This window comes from Nocardia sp., from assembly GCF_025465275.1.
Taxonomy (GTDB): Bacteria; Actinomycetota; Actinomycetes; order Mycobacteriales; family Mycobacteriaceae; genus Nocardia.
Map to the genome: position 1 here is coordinate 1 of NZ_JAODNK010000237.1, position 24,206 is coordinate 24,206.

General features: G+C 65.6%; 27 protein-coding genes. 15 read left to right on the forward strand and 12 right to left on the reverse strand.

What is annotated here, in order from left to right; all coding sequences use genetic code 11:
- Together JWN03_RS44930 and JWN03_RS44935 are read left to right on the forward strand one after the other, a co-directional pair.
- The coding region (locus JWN03_RS44930; RefSeq protein WP_297628940.1) for a malate synthase G at positions 1–1,994 on the forward strand (1,994 nt) is incomplete at its 5' end.
- 128 nt (positions 1,995–2,122) lie between these two features.
- Positions 2,123–2,719, forward strand: coding sequence for a hypothetical protein (locus JWN03_RS44935; protein ID WP_297628941.1), 597 nt, complete (start codon positions 2,123–2,125; stop codon positions 2,717–2,719).
- A gap of 239 nt (positions 2,720–2,958) precedes the next feature.
- Here JWN03_RS44935 and JWN03_RS44940 read toward each other — a convergent pair whose 3' ends face one another.
- The 5 genes from JWN03_RS44940 to JWN03_RS44960 all read right to left on the reverse strand — a co-directional run bounded on the left by JWN03_RS44940 (position 2,959) and on the right by JWN03_RS44960 (position 8,539).
- Positions 2,959–3,090, reverse strand: coding sequence for a hypothetical protein (locus JWN03_RS44940; RefSeq protein ID WP_297628942.1), 132 nt, complete (start codon positions 3,088–3,090; stop codon positions 2,959–2,961).
- A gap of 318 nt (positions 3,091–3,408) precedes the next feature.
- Positions 3,409–4,677: a cytochrome P450 gene (locus JWN03_RS44945; protein ID WP_297628943.1), complete on the reverse strand. Its 1,269-nt coding sequence runs from the start codon at positions 4,675–4,677 to the stop codon at positions 3,409–3,411.
- A 72-nt stretch (positions 4,678–4,749) separates the two neighbouring features.
- Positions 4,750–6,078: an FAD-dependent oxidoreductase gene (locus tag JWN03_RS44950; RefSeq protein ID WP_297628944.1), complete on the reverse strand. Its 1,329-nt coding sequence runs from the start codon at positions 6,076–6,078 to the stop codon at positions 4,750–4,752.
- A complete protein-coding gene (locus JWN03_RS44955) occupies positions 6,075–7,289 on the reverse strand; it encodes a cytochrome P450 (protein WP_297628945.1) in 1,215 nt (404 codons plus the stop codon). The genes JWN03_RS44950 and JWN03_RS44955 overlap by 4 nt, the downstream gene beginning before the upstream one ends.
- Positions 7,286–8,539 carry a cytochrome P450 gene (locus tag JWN03_RS44960; RefSeq protein ID WP_297628946.1) on the reverse strand — a complete coding sequence of 418 codons (1,254 nt, stop codon included), beginning with the start codon at positions 8,537–8,539 and terminating at the stop codon, positions 7,286–7,288. The genes JWN03_RS44955 and JWN03_RS44960 overlap by 4 nt, the downstream gene beginning before the upstream one ends.
- 226 nt (positions 8,540–8,765) lie before the next feature.
- Here JWN03_RS44960 and JWN03_RS44965 point away from each other — a divergent pair, with 226 nt between their 5' ends.
- From JWN03_RS44965 to JWN03_RS44990, 6 genes are read left to right on the forward strand one after another with little or no spacing between them, the layout of a single operon-like run.
- Complete coding sequence (locus JWN03_RS44965) at positions 8,766–10,421, forward strand: AMP-binding protein (RefSeq protein WP_297628947.1); 1,656 nt, start codon at positions 8,766–8,768, stop codon at positions 10,419–10,421.
- 39 nt (positions 10,422–10,460) lie between these two features.
- Complete coding sequence (locus tag JWN03_RS44970) at positions 10,461–11,249, forward strand: ferritin-like domain-containing protein (RefSeq protein WP_297628948.1); 789 nt, start codon at positions 10,461–10,463, stop codon at positions 11,247–11,249.
- Positions 11,250–11,251: 2 nt separating this feature from the next.
- The gene (locus tag JWN03_RS44975) at positions 11,252–11,803 is read left to right on the forward strand and encodes a PaaI family thioesterase (protein ID WP_297628949.1); all 552 of its coding nucleotides are present in this window, start codon (positions 11,252–11,254) and stop codon (positions 11,801–11,803) included.
- A complete protein-coding gene (locus JWN03_RS44980) occupies positions 11,800–12,051 on the forward strand; it encodes an acyl carrier protein (RefSeq protein ID WP_297628950.1) in 252 nt (83 codons plus the stop codon). Before JWN03_RS44975 ends, JWN03_RS44980 begins: the two co-directional genes overlap by 4 nt.
- Complete coding sequence (locus JWN03_RS44985) at positions 12,051–12,899, forward strand: SAM-dependent methyltransferase (RefSeq protein WP_297628951.1); 849 nt, start codon at positions 12,051–12,053, stop codon at positions 12,897–12,899. Before JWN03_RS44980 ends, JWN03_RS44985 begins: the two co-directional genes overlap by 1 nt.
- Before the next feature lie 15 nt (positions 12,900–12,914).
- The gene (locus tag JWN03_RS44990; protein ID WP_297628952.1) at positions 12,915–13,757 is read left to right on the forward strand and encodes an acyl-ACP desaturase; all 843 of its coding nucleotides are present in this window, start codon (positions 12,915–12,917) and stop codon (positions 13,755–13,757) included.
- An 89-nt stretch (positions 13,758–13,846) separates the two neighbouring features.
- Here the strand turns inward: JWN03_RS44990 and JWN03_RS44995 are convergent, their stop codons facing one another.
- Positions 13,847–14,311 (reverse strand): PaaI family thioesterase, encoded by a 465-nt coding sequence (locus tag JWN03_RS44995; protein WP_297628953.1) that lies wholly within the window; start codon positions 14,309–14,311, stop codon positions 13,847–13,849.
- Between the two features lie 153 nt (positions 14,312–14,464).
- Here JWN03_RS44995 and JWN03_RS45000 point away from each other — a divergent pair, with 153 nt between their 5' ends.
- On the forward strand, positions 14,465–15,685 hold the full coding sequence (locus tag JWN03_RS45000) for a cytochrome P450 family protein (protein ID WP_297628954.1): 1,221 nt from the start codon (positions 14,465–14,467) through the stop codon (positions 15,683–15,685).
- A gap of 222 nt (positions 15,686–15,907) precedes the next feature.
- Here the strand turns inward: JWN03_RS45000 and JWN03_RS45005 are convergent, their stop codons facing one another.
- Both JWN03_RS45005 and JWN03_RS45010 read right to left on the reverse strand, forming a co-directional pair.
- On the reverse strand, positions 15,908–16,882 hold the full coding sequence (locus tag JWN03_RS45005; RefSeq protein ID WP_297628955.1) for a hypothetical protein: 975 nt from the start codon (positions 16,880–16,882) through the stop codon (positions 15,908–15,910).
- A gap of 93 nt (positions 16,883–16,975) precedes the next feature.
- Positions 16,976–17,443, reverse strand: a complete 468-nt coding sequence (locus JWN03_RS45010; RefSeq protein ID WP_297628956.1) for a winged helix-turn-helix transcriptional regulator — start codon at positions 17,441–17,443, stop codon at positions 16,976–16,978.
- Between the two features lie 90 nt (positions 17,444–17,533).
- Here JWN03_RS45010 and JWN03_RS45015 point away from each other — a divergent pair, with 90 nt between their 5' ends.
- Entirely contained in the window at positions 17,534–17,914 is a 381-nt protein-coding gene (locus JWN03_RS45015; protein WP_441343183.1) for a pyridoxamine 5'-phosphate oxidase family protein, read from the forward strand.
- A 26-nt stretch (positions 17,915–17,940) separates the two neighbouring features.
- The gene (locus JWN03_RS45020; protein ID WP_297628957.1) at positions 17,941–18,594 is read left to right on the forward strand and encodes a class I SAM-dependent methyltransferase; all 654 of its coding nucleotides are present in this window, start codon (positions 17,941–17,943) and stop codon (positions 18,592–18,594) included.
- A 108-nt stretch (positions 18,595–18,702) separates the two neighbouring features.
- On the opposite strand, the gene JWN03_RS45025 is transcribed toward JWN03_RS45020, so the two are convergent.
- Positions 18,703–19,989 carry a phthiocerol/phthiodiolone dimycocerosyl transferase family protein gene (locus tag JWN03_RS45025; protein ID WP_297628958.1) on the reverse strand — a complete coding sequence of 429 codons (1,287 nt, stop codon included), beginning with the start codon at positions 19,987–19,989 and terminating at the stop codon, positions 18,703–18,705.
- Between the two features lie 130 nt (positions 19,990–20,119).
- Here JWN03_RS45025 and JWN03_RS45030 point away from each other — a divergent pair, with 130 nt between their 5' ends.
- Positions 20,120–20,668 (forward strand): TetR/AcrR family transcriptional regulator, encoded by a 549-nt coding sequence (locus JWN03_RS45030; protein ID WP_297628959.1) that lies wholly within the window; start codon positions 20,120–20,122, stop codon positions 20,666–20,668.
- Between the two features lie 231 nt (positions 20,669–20,899).
- Here the strand turns inward: JWN03_RS45030 and JWN03_RS45035 are convergent, their stop codons facing one another.
- Complete coding sequence (locus tag JWN03_RS45035) at positions 20,900–21,130, reverse strand: hypothetical protein (RefSeq protein ID WP_297628960.1); 231 nt, start codon at positions 21,128–21,130, stop codon at positions 20,900–20,902.
- A complete protein-coding gene (locus JWN03_RS45040) occupies positions 21,127–21,486 on the reverse strand; it encodes a hypothetical protein (protein ID WP_297628961.1) in 360 nt (119 codons plus the stop codon). The genes JWN03_RS45035 and JWN03_RS45040 overlap by 4 nt, the downstream gene beginning before the upstream one ends.
- Positions 21,487–21,720: 234 nt before the next feature.
- On the opposite strand from JWN03_RS45040, the gene JWN03_RS45045 reads away from it, so the two are divergent.
- Genes JWN03_RS45045 through JWN03_RS45055 form a run of 3 tightly spaced genes read left to right on the forward strand, consistent with a single transcriptional unit; the run spans position 21,721 to position 23,322 of the window.
- A complete protein-coding gene (locus JWN03_RS45045) occupies positions 21,721–21,966 on the forward strand; it encodes a hypothetical protein (RefSeq protein WP_297628962.1) in 246 nt (81 codons plus the stop codon).
- A complete protein-coding gene (locus JWN03_RS45050; RefSeq protein ID WP_366914571.1) occupies positions 21,947–22,492 on the forward strand; it encodes a DUF6879 family protein in 546 nt (181 codons plus the stop codon). Before JWN03_RS45045 ends, JWN03_RS45050 begins: the two co-directional genes overlap by 20 nt.
- Positions 22,489–23,322 carry a helix-turn-helix domain-containing protein gene (locus JWN03_RS45055; RefSeq protein ID WP_297628964.1) on the forward strand — a complete coding sequence of 278 codons (834 nt, stop codon included), beginning with the start codon at positions 22,489–22,491 and terminating at the stop codon, positions 23,320–23,322. The genes JWN03_RS45050 and JWN03_RS45055 overlap by 4 nt, the downstream gene beginning before the upstream one ends.
- An 87-nt stretch (positions 23,323–23,409) precedes the next feature.
- On the opposite strand, the gene JWN03_RS45060 is transcribed toward JWN03_RS45055, so the two are convergent.
- The gene (locus tag JWN03_RS45060) at positions 23,410–24,102 is read right to left on the reverse strand and encodes a hypothetical protein (RefSeq protein WP_297628965.1); all 693 of its coding nucleotides are present in this window, start codon (positions 24,100–24,102) and stop codon (positions 23,410–23,412) included.
- Positions 24,103–24,206: the final 104 nt, after the last annotated feature.

Below are 24,206 nucleotides of genomic sequence, written 5' to 3' on the forward strand. Positions count from 1 at the left end.
ACCCCGGCGCCGGCTACGACAAGGCTGCCTACAAGCAGTTCCTCACCGAGATCGGCTACTTGCGTCCCGAACCGGCCGACGCTAGTGGCGAGCACTGGCAGATCGGGACCGAGAACGTGGACGCCGAAATCGCCACCCAGGCCGGCCCGCAGCTGGTCGTGCCGGTGATGAACGCCCGCTTCGCCATCAACGCGGCGAACGCGCGCTGGGGCTCGCTCTACGACGCCCTGTACGGCACCGACGCCATCTCCGAGGCCAATGGCGCGGAGAAGGGCAAGGGCTACAACAAGGTTCGCGGTGACAAGGTCATCGAATGGGCCCGCAATTTCCTCGATGACGCGCTGCCGCTGATCACCGGCTCGCACCTGGGCACCAGCAAGTACGCCATCGTGGACGGCGAACTCGAGGTCACCCTCGAGGACGGCACCGACATCGGCCTCGCCGACGGTGACGCACTGGTCGGCTACCTGGGCACCCCGGAGGCCCCGACCTCGCTGCTGTTCAAGCACAACGGCCTGCACATCGAGATCCAGTTCGATCCCGCGTCTCCGGTCGGCTCGACCGACGACGCCGGCATCAAGGACGTCGTGCTGGAGTCCGCGGTCACCACGATCATGGACTTCGAGGCTTCGGTCGCCGCCGTGGACGCCGCGGACAAGGTCCTGTGCTACCACAACTGGCTCGGCCTGATGAAGGGCGATCTGGCGGAAGAGGTTTCGAAGGGCGGCAAGTCCTTCACCCGCACCATGAACCCGGACCGGGTGTACACCGCGCTCGACGGTTCCGACCTTGTGCTGCACGGCCGTTCGCTGCTGTTCGTGCGCAATGTGGGTCACCTCATGACCTCCGACGCCATCATCGACAAAGATGGCAACGAGGTCCCCGAGGGCATCATGGACGCCCTCATCACCGTGCTGGCCGCCAAGCACGCCCTCAACGGCGACACCAAGCTGAAGAACACCCGCACCGGCTCCATCTACATCGTCAAGCCGAAGATGCACGGCCCCGACGAGGTCGCCTTCACCAACGAGCTGTTCGCCCGCGTCGAAGGTGTGGTGGGCCTGCCCGCGAACACCCTCAAGGTCGGCATCATGGACGAGGAGCGCCGCACCACGGTCAACCTCAAGGCGTCCATCCATGCCGCCAAGGACCGCGTGGTCTTCATCAACACCGGCTTCCTGGACCGCACCGGCGACGAGATCCACACCTCCATGGAGGCCGGGCCGATGGTCCGCAAGGCCGATATGAAGTCGCAGCAGTGGATCAAGTCCTACGAGGACTGGAATGTCGACACCGGCATCGCCGCCGGTCTGCCCGGTAAGGCGCAGATCGGCAAGGGCATGTGGGCCATGCCCGATCTGATGGCCGACATGCTGGTCCAGAAGATCGGCCACCCCAAGGCCGGCGCGAACACCGCATGGGTGCCCTCGCCGACCGCCGCCACGCTGCACGCCACCCACTACCACCTGGTGGATGTGTTCAAGCGGCAGGCCGAGATCGCCAAGGGCGGCCCGCGCGCCACCGTCGATCAGATCCTGGAAATCCCCCTGGCGCAGGACACCAACTGGTCCGCCGAGGAGAAGCAGCAGGAGCTGGACAATAATTCGCAGGGCATCCTCGGCTATGTGGTGCGCTGGATCGATCAGGGTGTCGGCTGCTCGAAGGTGCCGGATATCAAGGACGTCGGCCTCATGGAGGACCGCGCGACCCTGCGTATCTCCAGCCAGCAGGTGGCCAACTGGTTGCGGCACGGCATCGTGACGCAGGAGCAGGTGCTCGAGAGCCTGCAGCGCATGGCTCCGGTTGTCGACCACCAGAACGCCGGTGACTCGAACTACCGCGCCATGGCCCCCGATTTCGCGGGTTCGATCGCCTTCCAGGCGGCCAAGGAGCTGGTGCTCGAGGGCACGAAGCAGCCCAATGGCTACACCGAGCCCATCCTGCACCGCCGTCGCCGTGAGGCGAAGGAGCAGGCGGCGAAGTTCTGCGGATAACCGCAGCTGAGTAGTAGCGCATCCCCCGATCGGCAACAGTCGAACGGGGGATGCGTGTATTCAGGCGTGACCGACTGCGATTCACGCGGTTCTCGAGAAACCCGACCAATCGGGCAAGATGGACATTCGTGACCACCTACCCGCCACCCGGATACCCGCAGCCGATCCAGCACACACCGCTCGGCTGGGTATTCGCGATGGTGGCGACTCTGGTCCTGATCGGGGTGTGCTGCCTCGGGATCCTGTGGGCCTTCGCCTCCCGCGGCGACACCCTCACCGCGCTGCTCTACGCAGGCGGCGGCCTGCTCGTACTCGGCGTGGTCTGGCTGATGCTCGCATTGGTCGGCGGAATCGCTTATCGCACATACCTACTCAGCGCGCTAGCACCCGTGCTGATAGCACTGACGGCGGGACTACTGCTCCTGCAGATTCCGCAGGACCTCGGCTGGCGAATGTCGAAACCAGCACTGGAACGCGCGGCCGCCGAATGCACCGACAGCCGCTCCGACACCAGGATCGGGCTCTACACCTTCGACTACATTCGCAAAACACCCGAGGGCTGCACCTTCAGCCTCGCGGGCTCCGGCCTGGGCCCCGACGGTTTCGCCTACATCCCGAGCGGCGCCGCACCCGAAGTGCCCGCGAAGGCACTGGTCGGCGACCACTACACCGCACTCGGCGGACCGTGGTTCACCTTCGACCATTTCATCGACCCCGCCGCCTGAGCGCGGCGAGGTCGGGCGCTGTTGCGATCAGTCGATGGTCGGCCAGTCCCAGCCCGCCGCAGGAACCTGCCGAAACGAACCCCTCCACTACGCCCGCGGTGGAGGGGTTCGTCGTGTGCGGAACTGTCGGCCCCGACGGCTCGCCGGCCTGCGCCGAAGCTACGAAATGCACTGCAAACAAGGAGCATTCGCACCCGGCTTCTGGGGAAATCGGGGCGGCAGTCCGCACGGGTGATGGATCAGCTGAGCGGGTACTGTCCTGCGCCGGTGCCACCCATGCCGACGACATCGCCGAACAGTGACACCATCCCCTGTCCGATCGACAGCACGTCATACCCGATCGTTCCGAGATTGGTTGCGAAGTTCTGCATGTCCATCTCCTATCGGTTATTTCGAAGACGGCCGTGCGAGGCCGCGTCGAAATACAGAGAAGCAGGCGTCCGGCTGCGACACGTTGTCATCTGCGGCAAGTCAGCGAATTCGTAGCTGATTCACTGCCAGATTCCCAGAAAGCTCACAGCCGGCATCTCCGGTGTCGCGCTCCCTCGGCGGATGCCGACGTGCCCTCGGGCCCCAACACCGACCTGGTTCGAACCGAACAGCCCTTCTCCGAATCGCACAGCCTTTGTACACGCTGTGCAACCCATAAAAGGGCTGTTCAGTTCACCTGCGGCCGAAACAGATTCGTGTCAGGCCGGTTTGAATCCGACCTGCAGCGATTCCAGCCCCCGGATGACGACGTTCGGCTTGAACGGCGGGTTGTCCGAAAGCAGTTCCATGGCACCGACTTTGCGCAGCAGCACCTCCAGCAGCACCTCCATCTCGAGCAGCGCCAGCGGCGCGCCGAGGCAGTAGTGGATGCCGAGGCTGAAGCCGAGATGCTTCTTGGCCGGATTCATCGGATCCGAGTAGCGGGTCACATCGGTGCGGTCCGGGTTCGTGAAGGCGGCATCATCGTGGTTGGCCGAATTGATCAGCACCACAACGCCTTCGCCCTTGTCGAAATCGTGGCCCGCCACGGTGATGGGCCGGGTCGCGGCACGGGTGGTGATCTGCACCGATGGCTCCAGCCGCAGCAGCTCGTCGGGAGCGACGGCCACCAGCTCGGGCCGCGCGCGCAGCAGTTCGACCTGACCGGGTTCCCGCAGCAGGCGCAGCATGCCGGTGCCGACCAGATTCGCGGTGGTCTCGTGCCCGGCGACGAAGGTGGTGATGCAGGTGGCCAGCAGTTCCTGCTCGGTCAGCACATCACCGCGGTCCTCGACCTGGGACAGCACGCTGAGCAGATCGTCGGTCGGATTGACCCGGCGCTCGTTCAGCAGTTCGCGGAAGTAGTTCATGAATCCACGGGACGCCGCGCTGCGCGCCTTCAGGGATTCCTCCGGCAGCGTGTAGTCGTGGTCGAAGCCGCGCGCCAGGTCCTGCGACCACTGGTGCACCTGCGCGTACGCCTCAGGCGGGACGTCGATGAGCTCACAGGCGATGATCAGCGGCAGCGGATAGGCGATGAACTCGATCAGATCGAATTCCCCGGCCTCCAGGGCCTTGTCGACGAGCTGTTCGGTGAGTTCCTCGATGCGCGGGCGCAGCCGCGTGACCATGCGCGGGGTGAAGCCCTTGGTGACCAGATTGCGCAGGCGGGTGTGGTCCGGCGGCTCCATCCACAGGAAGGAGGTGGGCAGTTCGTCGGCGGCATTCTCCGGTGAGACGGTCGGGTGCATCATCCCGGCCTCTTCGGCATGGCTCCACGCGGTGGTGGACAGCACCGCCGCGCAGTCCTCGTACCGGGTGAGGACGTGGTGGCCGATCGGGGTCATATGGATGGGTCCGGCCTCGCGCAGCACGCGCGCCGGGGTGTAGGGATCGGCCCGGCCATCGGGGCCGAAAAGCTGTGCCATTGCCGTGAGAATGGCGGGATCTTGGTCGGCGGCAACGGTGTTCACGTCTGGTGCGGCCATGCGTATCCTCCTGAATTCGACAGCGCGATGACGGTCGACGGCGGCGATGACGTTCGACTGGACATAGGTGGTTCAGCTCGGTGTGGACCTGGTGTACGCAAATCCGCTGCCGTGCAGCATGATCCGTCCGGCGGTGACCGGATGCGTGAGCGCGGCAGGCGGTTCGACCAGATGGGCGACACGCATGAAGGTCCGCGACACCACCGGATCGTGATGGGCGGCCCGTTGCACCTGCGCCACATAGACATTGGTGAGCCGGGTCCGAAGCGAGCGTGGACCGATCACACCCGGATGGCTCAGGTCGGAGGAGGCGGCCAGTCGCCAGGCGGCGGCCACCGGGTCGGAGGAGGCGGCATAGAACCGCGCGGCCAGGGTCGCGGGTGCGCCGTCCAAACAAGCGCGCAGGGCGGCGGCCTGCAGCGCGGCGACCGTCATGCCCTGCGCGTACAGCGGATTGAAGGCGCACTGCGCGTCGCCGACCACCAGCAGGCCCGCGGGCACGGCGGTCATACGATCGAAATGCCGGCGCACCGACGCCCGGAACCGATACGGCACCGGATCGTCGAGCGGTTCGGAGTCCATGACGATTTCATGGATGTCTGGCGCCGCGAGTGTGGCGGCGTAGCGCGGGAATTCGTCGGGGTCGGCCGGTGGATGGTCACCGAGCATTCCGGCGAGGGTGACCAGCCACCGGTCTCCTTCGATATGCACCGCCCCGCCGCCGCGGCCGTTCGTTCCGGTCGACACGATGACCGAGGAGTGCCCGCCCAGTTGCCCGGGCCGGTGCCGGTACAACCGGGAGGAATAGCCGAGATCCACATCGAGCCGTTCGGCATCGGGCACCGCGGCGCCGATATCGGTGAGCCACTCGTCGATTCGGGATCCGCGACCGGTCGCATCCACGACCAGATCGGCGGTGATGTTCTCGGCACGGCCGTCGGCGACAGTCGCGACCCCGGTCACCGTCTCGGCATCGCCGAGCAGGCCCCGCACCGTAATGCCCTCGCGCATACGCACATTCGGTATCTGGCAGGTGCGCTGGCGTAGTACGGCCTCCAGCAGCGGGCGGCTCGCGATGACGGAGGTCAATCCGGTCGGAGTCGGCACCAACCGGGCGCCACCGACGTACCAGCGCGTGTGGACCAGCACCTCGGCGGCGGTCGCACCGCGCCGGACCAGTTCCGCCGTACATCCCGGATACAGCTCTTCGAAGACGGCGCGGCCGCTGTCCAGCAGCCCGTGCAGATGCCTGCCCTGCTGTACACCCCGGCGCACCTGCACGCCCTCGCACCGGTCGCGCTCCAGAATCGTCACGCGCGCAAACTCTTCCGACAGCACCCGCGCCGCCAGCAGACCGGCGATCCCCGCACCGAGGACGACCGCGTGCCGTCCGGCGGTCACAGCGTCACCGGCAATGCCGCGACGCCCCGGTGAATGAGGCTGGGGCGGTATTCGATGGTGTCGGGGGCCAGCCGCAGCTCCGGGGCCCGATCGAGCAGTGTGAGCACGGCGGCCTCGGCCTCGATCCGGGCCAGCGGCGCGCCCACGCAGTAGTGGATCCCGAGGCTGAATCCGAGATGCTTACGGGCGGGCCGGGTTCCGGCATAGCGGGTGATGTCGAAGGTATCGGCATCCGGGAAGACCCGGTCGTCCCGGCTCGCGGAGGCAGTCAGTACGACCACACCGTCGCCGCGCTTGAATTGGCGGTCTCCGACCACGGTGTCCGCGAGGGCAACCCGGATGGTGAACTGGGTGGGCGCGTCATAGCGCAGCATCTCGTCCAGCGCGGACCCGATCAACTCGGGACGTTCGCGCAGCAGCTGAAGCTGTTCGGGATGCCGCAGCAGCGCGAGCATGCCATTACCGATGAGGTTGATGGAGGTCTCCATGCCCGCCACGAGCAACAGCAGCGACATGCCGATCACCTCGGGTTCGGTGAGCATGTCACCGTCCACGCTGGCGGCCACCAGTTCACTGAGCAGATCCGGTGTCGGGCTGTGCTTCTTGCGGGCGATCAGTTCGGCGAAATAACCCATGCAGGACATGGCCGCAGCGCCGCGCGCGGTCACGTCGGCCTCGCCCAGGAGGGTGTCCGGATCGCTGCCGCGGGCAATCGCCAACTGCCACTCCCGGAATCGCGCACCGTCGGCGGGATCGGCGCCGAGCAGCCGCACCGGAATCATGGCCACCGCGAGCGGGACGGCCAGATCCGCCAGGATGTCGAGTTCGCCGCGCTCCACCACGGCATCCACGAGGTCGTTCACCACCCGTCCGGCGACCGGCGCGAGCTCACCGACCATGCGCGGGGTGAACGCCTTGGCCACGAGTTTGCGGTAGCGGGCGTGCTCGGGCGGGTCCATGCGGACGAAGGAGCCGGGAATGGCGGCGGTGGTGTCGCGGAAAGGGCTGATGCCGGCGGCATATCCGTGACCCCAGTCCGCGCCGGTGAGCACGGCCGAGCATTCCTCGTAGCGGGTCACCAGGGTGACCGGCACATCCCCGAAGGCATACGGGAACAGGGCGGCCGCATCACGCGCGCGGCGGTAGGCGGGATAGGGATCGGCGCGCTCGCTCGATTCGAAAGCGTCGAAGGTGATTTCGGCAGTGCTCATCGGCCCTCCACACGGACAAGAAGTTCGGACATGCCGCGCACGACCACATTCGGCCGGTACGGCGGTTCCTCGAGCAGGGTCAGGCTCTCCACGCGAAGGGCGAGGGCGTGCAATACCTCTCGCATTTCCAGCCGGGCCAGCGGTGCGCCCAGGCAGTAGTGCAGGCCGAGACCGAAGGACAGGTGCCGTTCGGCGCGACGACCCGGCCGGTAGCGGCGGATATCGAAGCGGCCGGGTTCCGGGAAGGCCGCCGGATCGCGGTTGGCGGAGCCGAGCAGCACGATGACGGCATCGCCGGGCGCGAATGTCCTTCCGGCGACCATGATCTCGGCGCGCGCGGTGCGGGTGGTGAGGTGGACGGGCGCGTCGTAGCGCAGCACCTCGTCGACCGCGGGCGCGGCCAGGTCCGGATCGTTTCGCAGCCGCTGGAATTCGCCGGGATGACGAATGAGCGCGAGCGCGCCGTTGCCGATCAGGTTGACCGAGGTCTCGTGTCCCGCGACCACCAGGATGAGCAGGGTGCCGATCAGCTCGGTGTGGGTCAGCCGCACCCCGGCTTCCTCGGCCTGAACCAGAGCGGTGATGAGGTCCGGGCGCGGCGTACGGCGCCGCTGCTCCACCAGATCGCCGAAGAATTCGGTGAATTCGTGCACGGCCGCGGTGCGCGCTGCCAGTTCTTCCGGAGACAGCAGCACATCGGGGTCCAGGCCGCGCGCAATTCCGGCCGACATGAATCGCACCTGCTCGTGGGCTTCGACGGGTACGCCGAGCAATTCACAGATGAGGGTGAGCGGCACCGGATAGGCCAGCGCCTCCAGCAGATCCACCTCACCGGCGGCGAGCATGCGGGTCAGGAGTTCGTCGACCAACTGTTCGGCGCGCGCCTGCAGTCCGGTGATGGTGCGGGCGGTGAACGCCTTGCCGACCAGTCCGCGCAACCGGGTGTGGTCCGGCGGTTCCATCCACAGAAACGAGCCGGGCAGTTCGACCTCGCTGTCGCCGTGCAGCAGTTCGGGTTCCTCGGCGTGGCTCCAGCGCGGATCCAGCAGGATGGCCTGTGCTTCGGCGTGCCCGGGCACCAGGTGGGTGTCGTGCGGTCCGGGGACGAACGGCCCGGCGGCGCGCAGGGTCTCGTAGCTGTCGTAGGGGTTGTGCCGTAGGTGTGGTGCGACGCTCTCGATCACCGCCAGCTGTACCGGGGTGACGTGTGGAATTGCCACTGCCGGGGCGGTGGCGTGGTCGGAACTCACCGGCAACTCCTGAAAGAAATCACTGCGAAATCGGATACTCGAACAATTCCGCCGTTCATATTCGCCGCCCGGCCCGGTGCGGTCGCACGGCGATCGCCGGAAGCTATCGCTCGATCACCGTGTCCCTTTATCGTGCAACGTAATTGGTTGATCGAGCCTGCTTATCACAGCGCGGGTTTCACAATGCGTTCAGCGGCTGGACACAATTCGCTGTTGTGGTTGCCGCATGAATTCCTCGGATTCTTCCGGCACCTTGCCGGGGATGCTGGCCGGTATTGCGGCCGCGCATCCCCGGGTAGCGGCAACCTTCTGGTCGACAGCCGAGAGCATCGAGTACGCCGAACTGCACCGGGCGGCCGGCAGTGCGGCGGCGATTCTCGTCGAGCGCGGGCTGCGGCGCGGTGAGCCGGTGGGCATCCTCTGCCCGAATGCCCCGGAGTTCATCGTGAGCTTCTTCGCTATCGCCGCCGCCGGCGGTGCGGCGACACCGCTGCCGCTACCCGCGGGGATTCGACGGGCTGCTGGATATCCGGAGCAGCTGGCCGCCATCACGGCGGCGGCGGGTATGCGCACGGTGCTGGTATCGCCGGCCTTCGCCGAGCTGGTGCCACTGCTGGCCGGAGTGAATGTCGAATTCGTCGACACTGCAACGCTTTCCGGACCCGATGAGGGTTCCGCCCCGGCCTTGCCCACCCCCGAACCCGACGATCTCGCCGTCGTGCAGTTCACCTCCGGCAGCACCGCCGCCCCGAAGGGCGTCAAGCTCACCCACCGCCAGGTGACCAGCGGGCTGGCCGCGATTCGCCGGGGCATCGCCCTCGATCTCGATGACCAGGGCGGCTTCTGGCTGCCGCTGTTCCACGATATGGGCTTGTTCGGCACGCTGTCGGCGATTCTGCGCGGTATTCCGGCACACGTCTGGTCGCCGCTGGCCTTCGTCAAGGATCCGGCGCGCTGGTTGCGCGAATTCGCCGCCAGTGGAACAACTATCACCGCCATGCCGAACTTCGGCTACGAGGCGCTGCTGGCCGCGGTGCCCCCGGAGCGGGTGGCCGAATACGACCTGTCGAACTGGCGCATCGCTTTCAATGGGGCGGAACCGATTTCGCACGATGTGGTGACGCGGTTCTGCGAGCGGTTCGAGCCCGCGGGGTTCGAGCCGAGCACCATGTTCGGGGTGTACGGGATGGCGGAGGCCACCCTGGCGGTCGCCTTCCCGCCACTGGGGCGCGAGACAGTCTTCGAATGGGTCGATCGCGCGACGCTTGCGGATAACTGTCTGGCGCAACCGGTATCAGCCACTCGGCCCGGTGCGCGTGCAGTCGCCGGAGTGGGCGCGGCGGTCGACGGCCTGTCCCTGCGCATTGTCGATACCGAGACCGATGCAGAACTGCCGGACCGGCACGTGGGCGAGATCCTGATCCAGGGCGCTTCGGTCACCGACGGCTATCTGGCGGTCGATCCGGCGGCGGTCGCGGATCGGTTCACCGACGGCTGGCTGCGCACCGGCGATCTCGGATACCTCTGCGACGGTGAGCTTTTCGTGACCGGCCGCTGCAAGGACATGATCACCGTGCGCGGCGTCAATCACTACGCCCAGGACGTGGAGGCCGCGGTCTGCGACCTCGACGGAATCTACAAGGGCCGCTGCACCGCCGCCATCGATCCGGACGGCGCGGACGTCATCGCCCTCATTGCCGAATCCGAACTCACCGGCCCCGAGGCCGAGGCCCTGGACCGCGCCATTCGAGCCCGGGTCGCGGCCGAACTCGGCCTGGCTGCCGTCGCGGTGTACCTCGTGCCGCCCCGCAGCATTCCCCGGACCAGCAGCGGCAAGCTGCAACGGCTCGCCGCCCGCGAGCTCATCGCCCAGCAACGCTGAAGCCCAGTAGTTTTCGCCTCTCACGAACTGGAGTCTCCCGTGCACAGTTATGACGTATTCCGCCACTACGAGCGCCTGCACTGGAAGTTGACCGACCTCAACTTCGACGCCGTCGACCCGGCCCTGGTGCGACCGGAGTACATCACCCTGGCCAAGAGTTCGGCCATGGGCGAATCCAATGTCATTGCGGCGGTGCACGGATTCCTCGCGGAGTTCGTGGACGACTACGACTTCTCCACCTTCGCTGTGGTGTGGGGATATCAGGAAGTCCAGCACCACTACGCTTTCCGCACCTGGCTGCGCGCGATCGGCGAGGACGTGCAGGACAAGGCCGTGGATGCGATGCGCGAGCCGTACGCGCCCGGCAGCACGCCGTCGGCGACGCTGGCCACCAATATCATTTCCGAGCTCACGGTGAATCACATCTACCGCGCGGTGTCGGCATGGGTGGAGGAGCCGATCCTGAAGGCATTGCTGCTCAATGCCAGTCGCGATGAGGCCGGGCACGCGCGCGAGTTCATCCACTACGCCACCGAGCGGCTGCGGCGGCGTCCGGAGGAGCTGCCCTCGGTGCTCGAGACGCTGTACGTGTACAGCTCCGAGGCCAAGATCAAGCATCCGGTCAGCACCTTCAAGGCCGGCCTGACCGAGCTCGGCGATCACGAGACCATCGATACAGGTTTCGATCTGTTCCTGGAGCAGGTGGCGGCCGAGGGCGAGCTGGAGGTATTGCACGACAAGGTGCGCCGCACCTTCGCGACGCTGACCGGGCTCGATGTGTCAAGCAATGCCAAGGTGCGCCGCGCGCTGGCCGACGCGATCGCCTAGCGGTGGAGCACTGCGCGCATCCCGCCGATCCGCCCGCCGTCGCGGTGCCCTGGTCGGTGATTCCGGACTATCACTGCTTCGGCTGCTCCCCGCACAATCTGTCCGGGTTGCGCCTGACCTTCACCCCGCATCCGGACGGATTGCAGGCCCGGTTCCGCTTGAGCCGGTCCTTCGAGTCCTATCCCGGGGTGGTGCACGGCGGGCTCACCGGCGTGATCTGCGATGAGGTGATGGGCAATCTCATCGTGCTGGCCCGGCACCTGCCCGCCTTCACCATCTCGCAGCGCACCCGATTCCTGACCCCGCTGCTGATCAACCGCGAATACCGGTGTGTCGCAACGCTCTCCGATGACAGCGCCGAGGCGCCGATCCGGGCGTCCGCCGACATCCTGGACGCCGACGGCGACCTCTGCGCCTCCTCCAGCGCGACCTATCAGCCGTTCGTGCTGGCGGACGTCCGCCATCAGCTCTCCCTCGACGACGACGAAGTCGCACTGCTCTCGCACGCCCTGACCACGGCCGATGCCGTGCCATCGAATGGAGTTCAGCCATGACCACCGACGACATCCTGCGTACCGTCACCGAGATCGCCGCGGCCGAAACCGGTCTGCCCGAGACCGTGCTGCTGCCCGACTCCGATCTGCGGGCCATGGCGGGCGTGGATTCGGTGCGGGTGCTGCGCATGATCGCGCGCATCGAGCGCACCTACGATATCGAGCTCGAGGACAAGGACGTGTTCGGCACCTCCACGCTGTCCGAGGTGACGGCTGTGGTGGACAAGCTTGTGCGGACGGCCGCCTGATGTCCGCGCCCGAGGTGACCGTGACCGCCGATACCAATCAGCATTACGATCTGGATCCCGATATCTTCGGCCAGTTCCTGGACCCGCTGCGCAAGTACAGCTCGGCGCTGTACGAATCCGACAGTGACTCACTGGAATTGGCGCAGCGCAATAAGCTGCGCTTCGTCGCCAGGCGCCTGGGCCTCAATGGCGGCGAGGAACTGCTGGATATCGGCTGCGGCTGGGGTTCACTGATTCTGTTCATGGCGCAGGAGTACGGCTGCGACACCCTGGGCATCAGCCCGGCTCCGCGCCAGCACGAATACATTGCCGAGCAGGCGGCTGCGCGGGGCGTCACCAATCAGGTGCGCACTCGCGTAGGCCATTTCGAGCAGCTCACCCTGCCCGATGCCAGTGTGGACGCGGTCACCATGCTCGGATCCATCGTGCACATGCCCGATCTGGACGAGGTGTTCCGGCGGGCGCGCGCGGTGCTGCGGCGCGGCGGCAGCCTCTATGTGTCGGAGAGCTGCTTCCGGAATGCGGCCGCTCGCAAGGCTTTCGACGAGCGGGAGGGGACCGAGTTCGTGCGGTCCGACATCTTCGGCTGGGGCGATCTGCGGCCGCTGTCGGATCTGATCACGGCCGCCGAGGATGCCGGATTCTCCATCGCCTCGGTCGACGATCTCACCAATGACTACCGCCGCACCATCGACCACTGGATCGACAATGTGGACATCGCCGCCGAGCGCATCGATGCCCATCAGCCGGGTCTGGCCGCGAAGCTGCGGTACTACCTGGAGGTCGCCAATGCCGGATGGGGTTACACCACAAAGCATTACGCCCTGGTCTGCCGTAAGACCCGATAGCTGTCAGGAGCAGTCATGACGATCGAATCCGCACTGCTGCCCGTCGAGGATCTGGTGGCCGCCGTCGACAGTTTCCTGGCCGCCTCCCCCGCCGCCCGCTCCTGGGATGTGGAGACGGCGTTCGACTGGGCCGCCGCCGATGCCGGCCGGCTGTCCGAGGGACAGCGGTCGGCGGTGCAGTTCGTGACCCTCATCGAGGATCATCTGCCCGGGTATTTCGATGTGTACCAGCGCAGTTTCCCGGTGGACGACACCGTGGACCTGCCCACCTTCATTCACAATCGGGAGCTGCACCACTTCACCGTGCGCTGGGCGCTCGAGGAGGACACGCATTCGCGGGCGCTGGCGCGGTATCAGGAAGCCTCCGGCATGGCCGACCGCGGCGCCCTGCGCGGTGAGCTGGCGGTGGAGGGGCAGAAGTCGTTCGAGCTGCCGTACACCCATCCGGTGCAGTACTTCGCCTATGCGCTGGTGCAGGAGAAGGCAACTCAGATGTACTACCACCAGCTGCGGGATGTGGTGGATGATCCGGTGCTCGGGGCGGTGCTCACCCGGCTGTCGCGGGACGAGGCGCGGCACTTCAGTTTCATGGCCGATGTGGTGAGCCGGTATCTGCGGGTTCAGGGTGATGACGCCGTGGAGCCGATCCGGGAGGTCATCGCGGGATTCCGTATGCCCCTTGCGGATACGCTGCGCGGCTACTGGCGGTGGGCACTGCGTATCGCCGATGTCGCGGACTACGACCACACCGCGGCGTACGACCATCTGATCAAGGTGATCGACCGGGCGGTGGATGCGCGCACCGATCGGGTAGACGAACTGGCCGACTTCGTCGCGCAGTGCCGCACGCTGGGCTGACAGCGTGATTCCCTGCACTGAGTGATGCGATCACAGAAGAGAGGCCCTGCCCCCGACTTCCCCGGGAACAGGGCCTTTCTCGTCGGCTACTAGTCGGCCCGCAGGATCAGAATCGTGGTGGAGCCGTGCGCGATCAGCTTGCCCGCGGCGTCGGTAATCCGGCCTTCCGCGGTGGCGGTGCGGCGGCCGACATGCACCGCGGTGGCATCGCAGGTGAGCCGGGAACCGTCCAGGGTCACGCCCCGAATGAAGTTCACCTTGAGTTCCAGCGTCGTATAGGCAACGCCGTCATCGAGTTTCGTGAATACGGCGCTGCCCATGGCGGTATCCATGAGGGTCGCGATCACACCGCCGTGCACGGTGAACATGGCATTGATGGTCGCCACATTCGGGTCCAGGTAGTAGCGCGTGCAGCCGTCGCCGGCGCTTTCCAGCCGAATGCCCAGCGAGGCGCCGACGCCGAGCTTCTCGTCGAGCCCGCGCTGGAATACCTCGGTGAGTTCACCGACCCGCTTGGCGACCTTGTCCTCGACGTGATTGTCGATGCTGGTCATGAATTCTTCCTTCCTGCCGAACGATTCCCTTCATTCGAGCAGCCGGTGGTGAATTCCGTCTGCCGGCAACCCATTCCATTTCAATATCCGATCGGCTGATCGAGACCGGCGTACCCCGCCGCCACCGCGCCGACCGGTCGATAACGTCGCGCCATGGTCGATATCGAAACACCGGACCGGATCGAGACCATCGACGAGGACTTCTTCGCCGATCCGCACCAGCACTATCGCCGCTGGCGCGAGCACGGTCCGGTGCGGCGGGTTCGCTTCCCCGACGGCGTGATCCGGTGGGTGATCCTCGGCCACGCCGAGGGTCGCGCGGCGCTCGCGGATCCGCGGCTGCGCAAGAACATCGCGCACGTCGACGCGCTGGTGAGCGCGAAACGTGAGACGCCGCCCATGGATCCGCGGCAGCTCGCCCTCGTGACGCATATGCTCAATATCGATCCGCCCGACCACTCGCGCCTGCGCAAGCTGGTCAGCAAGGCATTCACGGCGCACCGCGTGGCCGAGCTGCGTCCCCGCATCGAGCAGATCACCGGCGCGCTGCTGGACAGGATGGATGACCACGACGAGGTCGATCTGCTCCGGGAATTCGCTGTGCCGCTGCCGATTACGGTGATCTGCGAACTCCTGGGCGTGCCGCCCGCCGAGCGCGACGACTTCCAGCAGTGGACCGGAGATCTGGTCGGCGTCGTCGGCCTGGAAGAAGAACGCACCCGCGCCTCGCTCGCCATGATCGCGTACCTGACCCGGCTGGTGCGCACGAAACAGGCTGACCCCGCAGACGATCTACTCTCCGGACTGGTCCAGGTCGGCGAGGACGGCGACGCCCTCACCGAAGCCGAACTCGTAGCAATGTCCTTCCTGCTCCTGGTGGCCGGTTACGAGACCACCGTCAATCTCATCGCCAACGGCACACACGCGCTGCTCCGGCACCCCGACCGGCTACACGCCCTGCGCGCCGACCCCGACGCCATCCCCGACGCAGTCGAAGAATTCCTCCGCTACGACGGCCCCGTCAATCTCTCCACCGTGCGCTACACCACCGACCCGGTCCACATCGCCGACATCCACATCCCCGCAGGCGAACTCGTCTACATCGCCCTCGAAGCCGCCAACCGCGACCCCGCCCGCTACCCCGCCCCCGATAACCTCGACCACACCCGCGACACCTCCGGCCACCTGGCCTTCGGCCACGGCATCCACTTCTGCCTAGGCGCACCACTCGCCCGCATGGAAGCCCACATCGCCTTCTCCACCCTCCTGCAACGCTTCCCGAACCTTCACCTCTCCCCCACCGCCACCACCATCAACTGGCAGTCCAGCACCCTCATCCGCGGACTCCTCGAATTGCCGGTCCGCCTGCGCTGACCAGGAACTTCCAGCGAGCCGCATGGCGGCCGCCGACGCCCAGCCCTACCGCCACCCGACGACACGCCGCACTTCCCCCGCCACCTCAACGCGTGTCACCCCCGAAATGTCGACCACAGCATCATCAACACCCGCAGCATCCAGCCAACTCCCCCGCCGACCAGGAACTGACGGCGGCAAACGTCGAGAGCAACCCGCCCACAGTTCCTGGTCGGCGATGCTTCACATCAGCGGTTCGCACGCGAACATTTGCTGCTGCCTGCGGGTTCGGATTATCGGCTCGCGCACGCCGGCCGGAATTCCAGCGCGGTCCGCCCGTCTGACACCGGCGCCGCGGAGCGGAGCGTGAGGCCGCAGTGCGCGGCAATCGCGGTCAGCTCCTCGACTGCTGATCATGGAGCAGCCGTCGTGTGAGGCGTGGTCATGAAGGAACTGCGCCTCGGCATCGGACAGTTCGAATCGTGAGGATGCGGCAAGGCCGACGTCGGTCAGGTACAGAGACCGACCGTCGGTGAGGATATTGCGGAAGTGGGTGTCGAAATGACGTAGTCCTTGTGCGGCAATGAATTCGGCCACGGTGCGCAGCGCGGGCTCGACGAACTCGCAGGCCCGGTCGGCTTGATCGATGCCCACATCGGCTTGCGCCTCCAGCCATTCGTGCAGGGTCTGCGGAACATATTCGAGGAACAGCACGAGGTCGGTCGAGGAATCCGCCACTGCCTCGAGTCTGTGGCGAACTGCGGCGTCGCCGTGCCAGAAGGCTACGTCTTGCTCCAGTTCGGCGGCACGGTCGGGTGTCATGGGTTGTGTTGTGTCGCTGGCGAGTACGCGCCAGTGATGCATCAGGAGGAAGTTCTCGGACTGCCCGGCGAGCACCCAATCGCTGGTCATAATGTGACACGCCAGCTCACGCCAGGCACTGCCGGCGGCGGAGCCGAGACCATAGTGCGTCCAGGTCGGTAACCCGAAAAGGTCGGCTGTCGAGCGCAGATTCTCCGGCTTCAGCTCCAAATCCGCTACCGCGACTCGTTTCACGAACACGGGATGGCTGTCGATCTCTAGCAGCCAAGTCGTCCCTCCGATGCCCGTGCCCAGTTGCACAGCCGAATTCAGCAGCGTGTTCAGGCGCTGATCGCTCAGCAGAGCCAGCGCGGTGGAGACCCGGCCGTGGCGAAACCGCCGCGTCGCGACGGACATATCGACAGGTCCCCCGCAGTGCACCACCAATTCACAGTACGTGAGCGCCGCGTTCGAGCCCGTGAGACCCACTGCGGCTCCGGGCATCCCGCACTACTGACCGGAGACTCGAACTGCCGCACCCGGGCCTGGCAATACCTCGATGTCGTTCGCGTGCATAGGCTGACCGCACTGGGCGCAGCGCAGGTCCACATCAGTGATCTCACCGCAGGCGTGGTGGCGGTAGAGCACAGGTGGGCCCGCCTCCCCGGCGCACCACTTGTCACCCCAGCCCTTCATGACCATGAGCAGGTCGATCAGCTCCACGCCCTTCTCCGTCAAGACGTACTCGTAACGCGGCCGCTGGTCGTAGGCCTTTCGGTCCAGCACACCGTGGTCGACGAGGTGGTTCAGCCGCTCGGTCAGCACCTTGCGGGAGATGCCGAGGTCGGCCTGGATCTGCTCGAACCGAGAGAACCCGACCCACACGTCACGCAGGATCAACGGCGACCACGGCTCGCCGATGACATCGAGGGCGCGCGCGATCGAGCAGGCCATCTCACCGAAGTTCGTGCGTTGCATACCAGCAGTCTAGCAATTGGGGTTCCCTCAAGGAACTTCATCTGCTACGGTTTTAGAGTCTCCTGAAGGAACTTAGAAAGGATCGCGGCGATGATCATCGACCCCGACGTCCGGCGCGTGCTCGACGGCGCACCGCATGCCCACCTCGCCAGCATTCTCCCCGACGGTTCTCCCCATGCGGTTCCGGTTTATGCCGGCACCGACGGCGACCACATCGTCATTTTCACCGGACCGGACTCCCGCAAGGCCCGCAACCTGCGGCGAGATCCGCGCTTGGCCCTCTCGATCACTGCGGCGGACAGCTTCTTTCAGCCGATCACCATTCGAGGCAGGGTCGTCGAGTGGCTCGAGGGCGACGCCGCCTGGGCCATCATCGACCGAATCGCCCTGAAATACACCGACATTCCCTACCCGCGCACCGAAGCTCGTGCCCTCGCCCTCATCGAGGCGGACCAGCAGCGCATCGGCTGAATACGGCCGTGCGGCAGGATATCGATGTGACCGAGTTTCTGGATGACACCCGCTTGGAGCAGAGCGCGGTGGTAGCGAACTCCGAGATGAATCGCGAGCGCCGACTGCCCGCCTACCGTCGTGAACTCGGCTTCGATCCGGTGGCATGGCTGGCGGCGCGGCCGATACCGCAGCGGTGGCTGGATGTCGGATGCGGCAGCGGGCGGGCGCTTTTCGAGGCGTCCCAGTCCATGCCCGGACAGATCGAGATAATCGGACTGGATCTCGTCGACTACTTCGCCGGATCTCCCAGCGCCGGAGTCGATTTGGTCACCGGGTCGGTGCTGACCTGGACCCCGGACACTCAGGTCGATCTCATCACCGCCGTCCATGCCCTGCATTACGTCGGCGACAAGCTCGCCGCCCTGACCCGGATGGCGTCCTGGCTCAGCACTGACGGACAGTTCGCCGCCAACTTCGATGCCTCCGCGGTGCGATGGTCCGACGGTTCGCCGATCGGCAGCCCATTCACTACCGCGGTGCGTAACAACGGATTCCGGTACGATGCCAGACGCCGTCGGCTCACTCGCACCGGACGGGCGCTGCCGCACTGGGAATTCCGCTATCTCGGCGCGGATGCACATGCCGGACCGAACTACACCGGACAAGACAGTGTCGCCTCACACTACGACCGACCCTAATTCCGGTAGCTTGGCGTGTGATGCCGGAGGGGCGGGATCGCGGCGTTGCATCGGTCATGTCGACCGGTTCCCCCACGGTGCACCATGTGCCCACGGTAGGTGAAGGCTTCACGTACGCCGGATCTGCTCGATCAGTGCCAGCCCGACTTTGCCCATTTGCGCGCGACTGTGGTGTGCTGTGTCGTATTCCACCTGGATCGTCATGCGGTCGCCGACCGTGAAAACGGTGAACTTCGGCGGCATACCCGGCCCCATCGCGTAGACATCGTCACGAATCAAGCGGATGCCCTCCGGCATCGAATGTGCCGGCAGCCGACCGACATTCGACATGGCGATGGTGGGTTGACCGGACAGGACGGCGGCCATCACATCGTCCAAGACACGATTCGAGGCCAGTAGGACCTTGGCCGGTTCACCCTGGTCCAGCACGGCTCGCATAGCCGCCGCCACGAGGCGACCCACATCGGCCGGGTTGGCGTCCACAGCGACGACTGCGAGCGTGCCTGCGCCGGACGCGCAGTTCAGCATCAGGTCCACGGGCAGTTGCGGGTTCAGCTGGCTGCGCAGATCGACCGCGTATCCGCAGAGCAGCGGCAGCGGTCCGCTTCCGGGTTCGAGCTGGGAGCGGACGGCGATAAGGGCAGCACCGGTCAGCAGGCTGTTGACCGAAAGTTCGTATTTGCGTGCAGCATTGACAAATACCGCCGTTTCCTTGGCATCGAGTTCGATGCGCTGTAGCGCAAACCTACCGAGCGGATCGTCGCCGACGCCGTCCTCGGGCAACCTGCGCGGTGCTGATTCCGGCCCCATGGTCGCCACCGCCGCCCGGATCTCGTCGAGCCATGCGGTGACCTCGGCATCGGTGACGACGGATGCCAGTTGGGTATCGATGGCTTCGGGCAGCTGCTGTACGGAATTCGTTTGCCGCAGTGGGCTTCCCGCAATCGCAGCGGTGTACCTACGCCAGAGCTCATCGAGCAGCGCGAAAGCCGATCTGCCGTCGCAGATGCCGTGATGAATGACCACGACCAGCTGATCGCGATCGGTATCGCGCAGCAGGTACGCCCGGAAAAGACCGCCCCGCCACTCTCGTGGACCGTTCACCAGTTTCAGATACTCGGCCTCACCTCCAACCATTTCGTCGAGGGCCGGCCGGAATCCATCGTCGGGTCGAAGGTACGACGTGCCCTCGGCATCGGTCGCCACCCGGCTGCGCAGCGAGGGATGCGCGGCGGCCAGGTCGCCGAGCACGCGTCGCAGGAGTCCGGCATCGAGCGTCCCGTGCACGGTGGAACCGATGAACAGGGGCATCGCACCGGTGGGCACACTGCCGAACTTGGTGTCGGTGTCGAAGAACTTGGTCTCGAAGGGGGATATCGGGCGCTGGTCGGCCATCGTCGTCTCACGCTTCCGTGGGCTGGATCGGGATAGCGCCCAACGTACAGAGGTTTCAAACGCTTGTCACAGACATGTGTTTGAAACGAACGTCACAAACATGCGTTTGCCGTACTGCTATCGTGCGAACGTGGGAACTCGGGAAGATCTGCTCGCGGCGGCCAAACAATGCCTGGCCGAACGCGGTTATGCACGCACCACGGTGCGCGATATCGTCGCCGCCTCGAACTCGAACCTGGCGGCCATCAACTACCATTTCGGAACCCGCGACAAGCTGCTCAACCAGGCAATGCTGGAATCCAGCACCGCGGCGATCCAGCGCATCCTCGACTCGCTTCCGGATAACAGCGCAGGCGCCCCCGCCGCCCGCCTGCAGTCCTTCCTCGAGCAGTTGATCGCCTCGTTCACGAACGATCCGGCCCTCTGGACGGCCAATGCCGAGGCCCTCGGGCAAGCGCTGCACTCCCCCGCACTCCGGGCCGAACTCGGCGCCGCCCAGGGCGACGCGCGCACCGGCCTCGGGCAGGAGTTCGCGCCGGGGCAACCGGACAGCAAAGTCGGCGCGCTCCTACAAACCCTGATCGGCGGCTTGCTGATCCAATGGCTGGTCGACCCAGAGAATGCCCCTACCGCCTCCGATATCACCGCCGGCCTGAAGGCGCTGAACGCACTCACCTGATCCGCATCACCGGACCGCAACCGCGCCCCGGCCCAGCCGAACCGCACGCCCGCGGCCTCGTCGACTATCCGGATCCCCTCATCGAGCATCACTTCCAATCGACGCATTGCCGCCAGCCACATCGTCGAGGTGAATTCCGGGCCCACGCAGCTCCCGAATACTCTCGGAGCAGGAGGTGCGCACAATGGTTGAGCTGAATGTCGTTGCGTCAGAGGTGCAGGAGATCCTGAACTACTTCGGGAAATGCCCGGTCTGCAACCACCCGTCCCGCGCCTGGCACATCACCGCAAGGTTCGGTGACGGCAGGGTCGAGAGCCAGGACATCGCGGAGTGCGGCGGGTGGTGCGGATGGAAGGGCCCGGTACATCCGGCTCCCATGACGAGCGGGCGGATAGTGCTTACGAAGGAGCGCAACACGATCGGCTTGCGGTTGTCGGCTTTCCCACCCTCCGACAGATTCATGGAAGGTCCATCGGCCACGGCGGGGACGGCGCCAACGAACCGGTGGACCACCGGGCATAGGTTGCTTCCGGGCTGACGGTGATTACATCGAGATGTTCGATCAGCGATTCGGGCACCTTCCCACACTCGAAATGCGCTGGGCCAGGAGTGATTACAGCTTCAGCGTCGAGACGTGTCGCTTGTGCCTTGAGACGGGCAAGCGGTGGCCGCTCGGTTCTCGGGTCGTAGACGATCATTCCCGAGAAGTCGTAGCCCAGCCGGCCGGCGAGCCGACGGATCTGCGCTTCATCCCAAAGTTGCTCTACACCAGACACATCCGTTCGGAGGTACCCGAGTGCAGTCGGTCGAAGTCGCATCGTCTGACGCTAGAAGCCCAGAAACGCCTGTGCCATCACCTTGCACGAGCTTGCATGAGCCTGGTCGAACCACTACACAATCCACCACGCGCGAGGGACCATAGTTCTGGGCGTGCAAGCCGATGCACACCACCGGACGGAGGCAAGACCATGCGCTTACGTTTTCTCGGCAAGAACGGATCCAAAGTCGGAGACTGCCCAACTCTGTTCGCGACCGACCGGGACACTTACCTCGTGTTGGGTTGGAAGACACCCACGCCGGAAACCATCGAGATCCCGCACCTGCTGCTCGGGTTCGCTGAACCCGATACGTTCATCGGGGCCGCTATGACCGATACCGGTCGGGGAACCTTCACCCTCACCGGCCGGCCGATCACCGAGCCGGACACACTGGATCAGCTCACGATGGAGAGCTACGAGACCGCCATCGAAGTGCCGAAGAATCGGAGGGCGTTCTACGGTGGAACTGAGGAAGACTAACCCCTGGCCGGGCCTCTTTCGTGAAGCGCGAAAGTCTGCGTTCCATTTGGAGGTCAGAGACACCTACGCGGTGCCGAGCGAATCGGAACCACTTCGCCGATTCCTCGACGGCGAACCACGTTCGGACACTCCAGACAAGTCCTGGAAGGTGTGGAGTTCGCTGGTGGGCGATGCCACCGGACGGGGAGTTGTCGTCAGCCGAATTCGCGTTGTCACGGTTCCGCTCAGCGACTACCAACGCTGGTTGTCCACCGAGACCCAGGAAAATATCGATGTGGGAGAAGCTATTCGATACCTTTCCCGGCACCTGGTCAGTGCCGGGCAGGTACCGGCAGACGACTTCTGGTTGTTCGATGATTCAACCGTCGCCTTCAATCTTGTTGATCAGGCGGGCAAACCCGCCGGGGCCGCTGTCACCACAGACCCGAGCATCGCCGCCTATTGCTGGCAAGTGAAGCAACACCTCTGGGCAATGGCGACACCGTTCGACGAGTACTTCGACTCTGCCGCAACCGATCCGCGGTGACCAGTTCAGCCCAACAGCAGCGGGAAGCTCTCGGGCAGCGGTTGCGTGAGATACGACGCGCCGCCGGGATCACCGGCCGGGAGCTCGCCCGCCGCGAAGGGTGGCACGAATCCAAGGTCTCGAAGATCGAATTCGGAAAGATCACGCCGTCAGACGCGGATCTGAGGGCCTATTGCACGCATACCGGTGTCGACGACCATTTGCCCGATCTGCTTGCCACTCTTCGCAATCTGGATGCGGCCTACCTGGAATGGCGGCGGATACTCGCCCCCGGAACCCGGCATCGGCAACAGCAGTCGGTGAAGCTCGAGGCGGAAGCGAAGCAGATTCGGAACTGGCAGCCGCAGGTCATACCGGGGCTGTTGCAAACCGCCGACTACGCGGAGGCGATCCTCCGCTACGGCGTCGAGTTCTACCGCATCCCAGACGATGTGGCGGCGGGCGTATCGAAACGTATGGATCGCCAACGGATCATCTACCGCAGCGACCACCTGTTTCATTTCCTGATCGCCGAACAGTCGCTGTACACCACCGTGGGCAACCGCGATGTCATGGTGGCCCAACTGGATCGGCTGTTCACAATCATCGGGATGCCCCGAGTCACGCTCGGCATCGTTCCTGTCATGACAGAGGCTCTGGCCACCGTGGAGAACTTCGTCATATTCGACAACCGAATGGTCAAGGTAGAGGGTGCCACAGCAGAGCTGACGATCACCCAACCTCGCGAGATCGCAATCTATGGCCGGGCTTTCGATATTCTTGCCAGCCAGTCGCTAACCGGCGCAGCAGCCAGGGAGCTGATCCACGCAGCGCTGGACAAACGTCGGTAGCGGCTCCGGACGTGAAAGACCCCGCCCGGAATGTAGGGTCCGGGCGGGGTCAGTGTCCCCCGGGCGAGGTTCGCCGGGTCTTCCCGCCTACTTGCCAGCCAGGGAGGGCTGGTTGATGGTGGTGAAGTACTGGGCCGCGGCCAGGATGGCGACCGGGGCGGTCACGAGCAGCTGGCCGGCCAGGGTGCCGAGGAAGCCGACGGCGGCCATACCGGCGATGCAACCGACCACACCGGCCGGCAGGGCGCCGAACATCGCGGTCAGGGCGCCGGTCAGAGTGGCGGAAACCGCGCCACCGATGACGCAACCCACGGCCGCGCCACCGACGCCGCCGACAAGGGTGCCGATGACGGCGCCGACCGAGATGGTGTCACGCATGCGACCCCAGGCGGCCTGTTCGCGGTCGTAGTCGGTCTTCCAGGGGGCAACGTTCTCGTAGGGCAGCGCGACCGGCTTGTAGACGGCCTTGTCGATGTCGAGCTGCGGGGTCAGGGTGGCGGAGTGGTCGCTGATGTCAGCGGCGATCGGGAAGACGAAATCGTCCACCCGGAAGGACAGTTCGGTGCCGCCGAGCACGGTGCCATTGGCAGCCGTGATCTTGAAGACGCCGTTGTCCGCGGTCAGCGAGCCGGCATCGGTCTTGATGATCGTCGACTTCTCGGTATTGGTGGCCGTGAAGTTCACGGCCTGGTTCTGATCAGCCTGGGCCGCTCCGGTGGCCCCGGCGGCAAAGCCCAGCGCGGCGACGAGCAGCGCGGACGCCGCAGCAGTCTTCCTCATCTTGGTTTCTTCTTCTCTCTGTCATTCCCCGAATCGGGAACTAGGCACGTGGATTTACGTGCTTGTCTGTCGCGCGTGATTCCATCGGGGACAGGGCATTTCGC

Bases quoted from the DNA above. Each gene is read 5' to 3' on its own strand.
- JWN03_RS44990 (WP_297628952.1), top strand. From the start codon at position 12,915: ATGACGATCGAATCCGCACTGCTGCCCGTCGAGGATCTGGTGGCCGCC.
- JWN03_RS44995 (WP_297628953.1), bottom strand. From the start codon at position 14,311: ATGACCAGCATCGACAATCACGTCGAGGACAAGGTCGCCAAGCGGGTC.
- JWN03_RS44945 (WP_297628943.1), bottom strand. From the start codon at position 4,677: ATGGCCGCACCAGACGTGAACACCGTTGCCGCCGACCAAGATCCCGCC.
- JWN03_RS45005 (WP_297628955.1), bottom strand. From the start codon at position 16,882: ATGTCCGTCGCGACGCGGCGGTTTCGCCACGGCCGGGTCTCCACCGCG.
- JWN03_RS44985 (WP_297628951.1), top strand. From the start codon at position 12,051: ATGTCCGCGCCCGAGGTGACCGTGACCGCCGATACCAATCAGCATTAC.
- JWN03_RS45000 (WP_297628954.1), top strand. From the start codon at position 14,465: ATGGTCGATATCGAAACACCGGACCGGATCGAGACCATCGACGAGGAC.
- JWN03_RS45035 (WP_297628960.1), bottom strand. From the start codon at position 21,130: ATGAATCTGTCGGAGGGTGGGAAAGCCGACAACCGCAAGCCGATCGTG.
- JWN03_RS45015 (WP_441343183.1), top strand. From the start codon at position 17,534: ATGATCATCGACCCCGACGTCCGGCGCGTGCTCGACGGCGCACCGCAT.
- JWN03_RS45010 (WP_297628956.1), bottom strand. From the start codon at position 17,443: ATGCAACGCACGAACTTCGGTGAGATGGCCTGCTCGATCGCGCGCGCC.
- JWN03_RS45060 (WP_297628965.1), bottom strand. From the start codon at position 24,102: ATGAGGAAGACTGCTGCGGCGTCCGCGCTGCTCGTCGCCGCGCTGGGC.
- JWN03_RS45025 (WP_297628958.1), bottom strand. From the start codon at position 19,989: ATGGCCGACCAGCGCCCGATATCCCCCTTCGAGACCAAGTTCTTCGAC.
- JWN03_RS44940 (WP_297628942.1), bottom strand. From the start codon at position 3,090: ATGCAGAACTTCGCAACCAATCTCGGAACGATCGGGTATGACGTGCTG.
- JWN03_RS44955 (WP_297628945.1), bottom strand. From the start codon at position 7,289: ATGAGCACTGCCGAAATCACCTTCGACGCTTTCGAATCGAGCGAGCGC.
- JWN03_RS44965 (WP_297628947.1), top strand. From the start codon at position 8,766: ATGAATTCCTCGGATTCTTCCGGCACCTTGCCGGGGATGCTGGCCGGT.
- JWN03_RS44980 (WP_297628950.1), top strand. From the start codon at position 11,800: ATGACCACCGACGACATCCTGCGTACCGTCACCGAGATCGCCGCGGCC.
- JWN03_RS45040 (WP_297628961.1), bottom strand. From the start codon at position 21,486: ATGCGACTTCGACCGACTGCACTCGGGTACCTCCGAACGGATGTGTCT.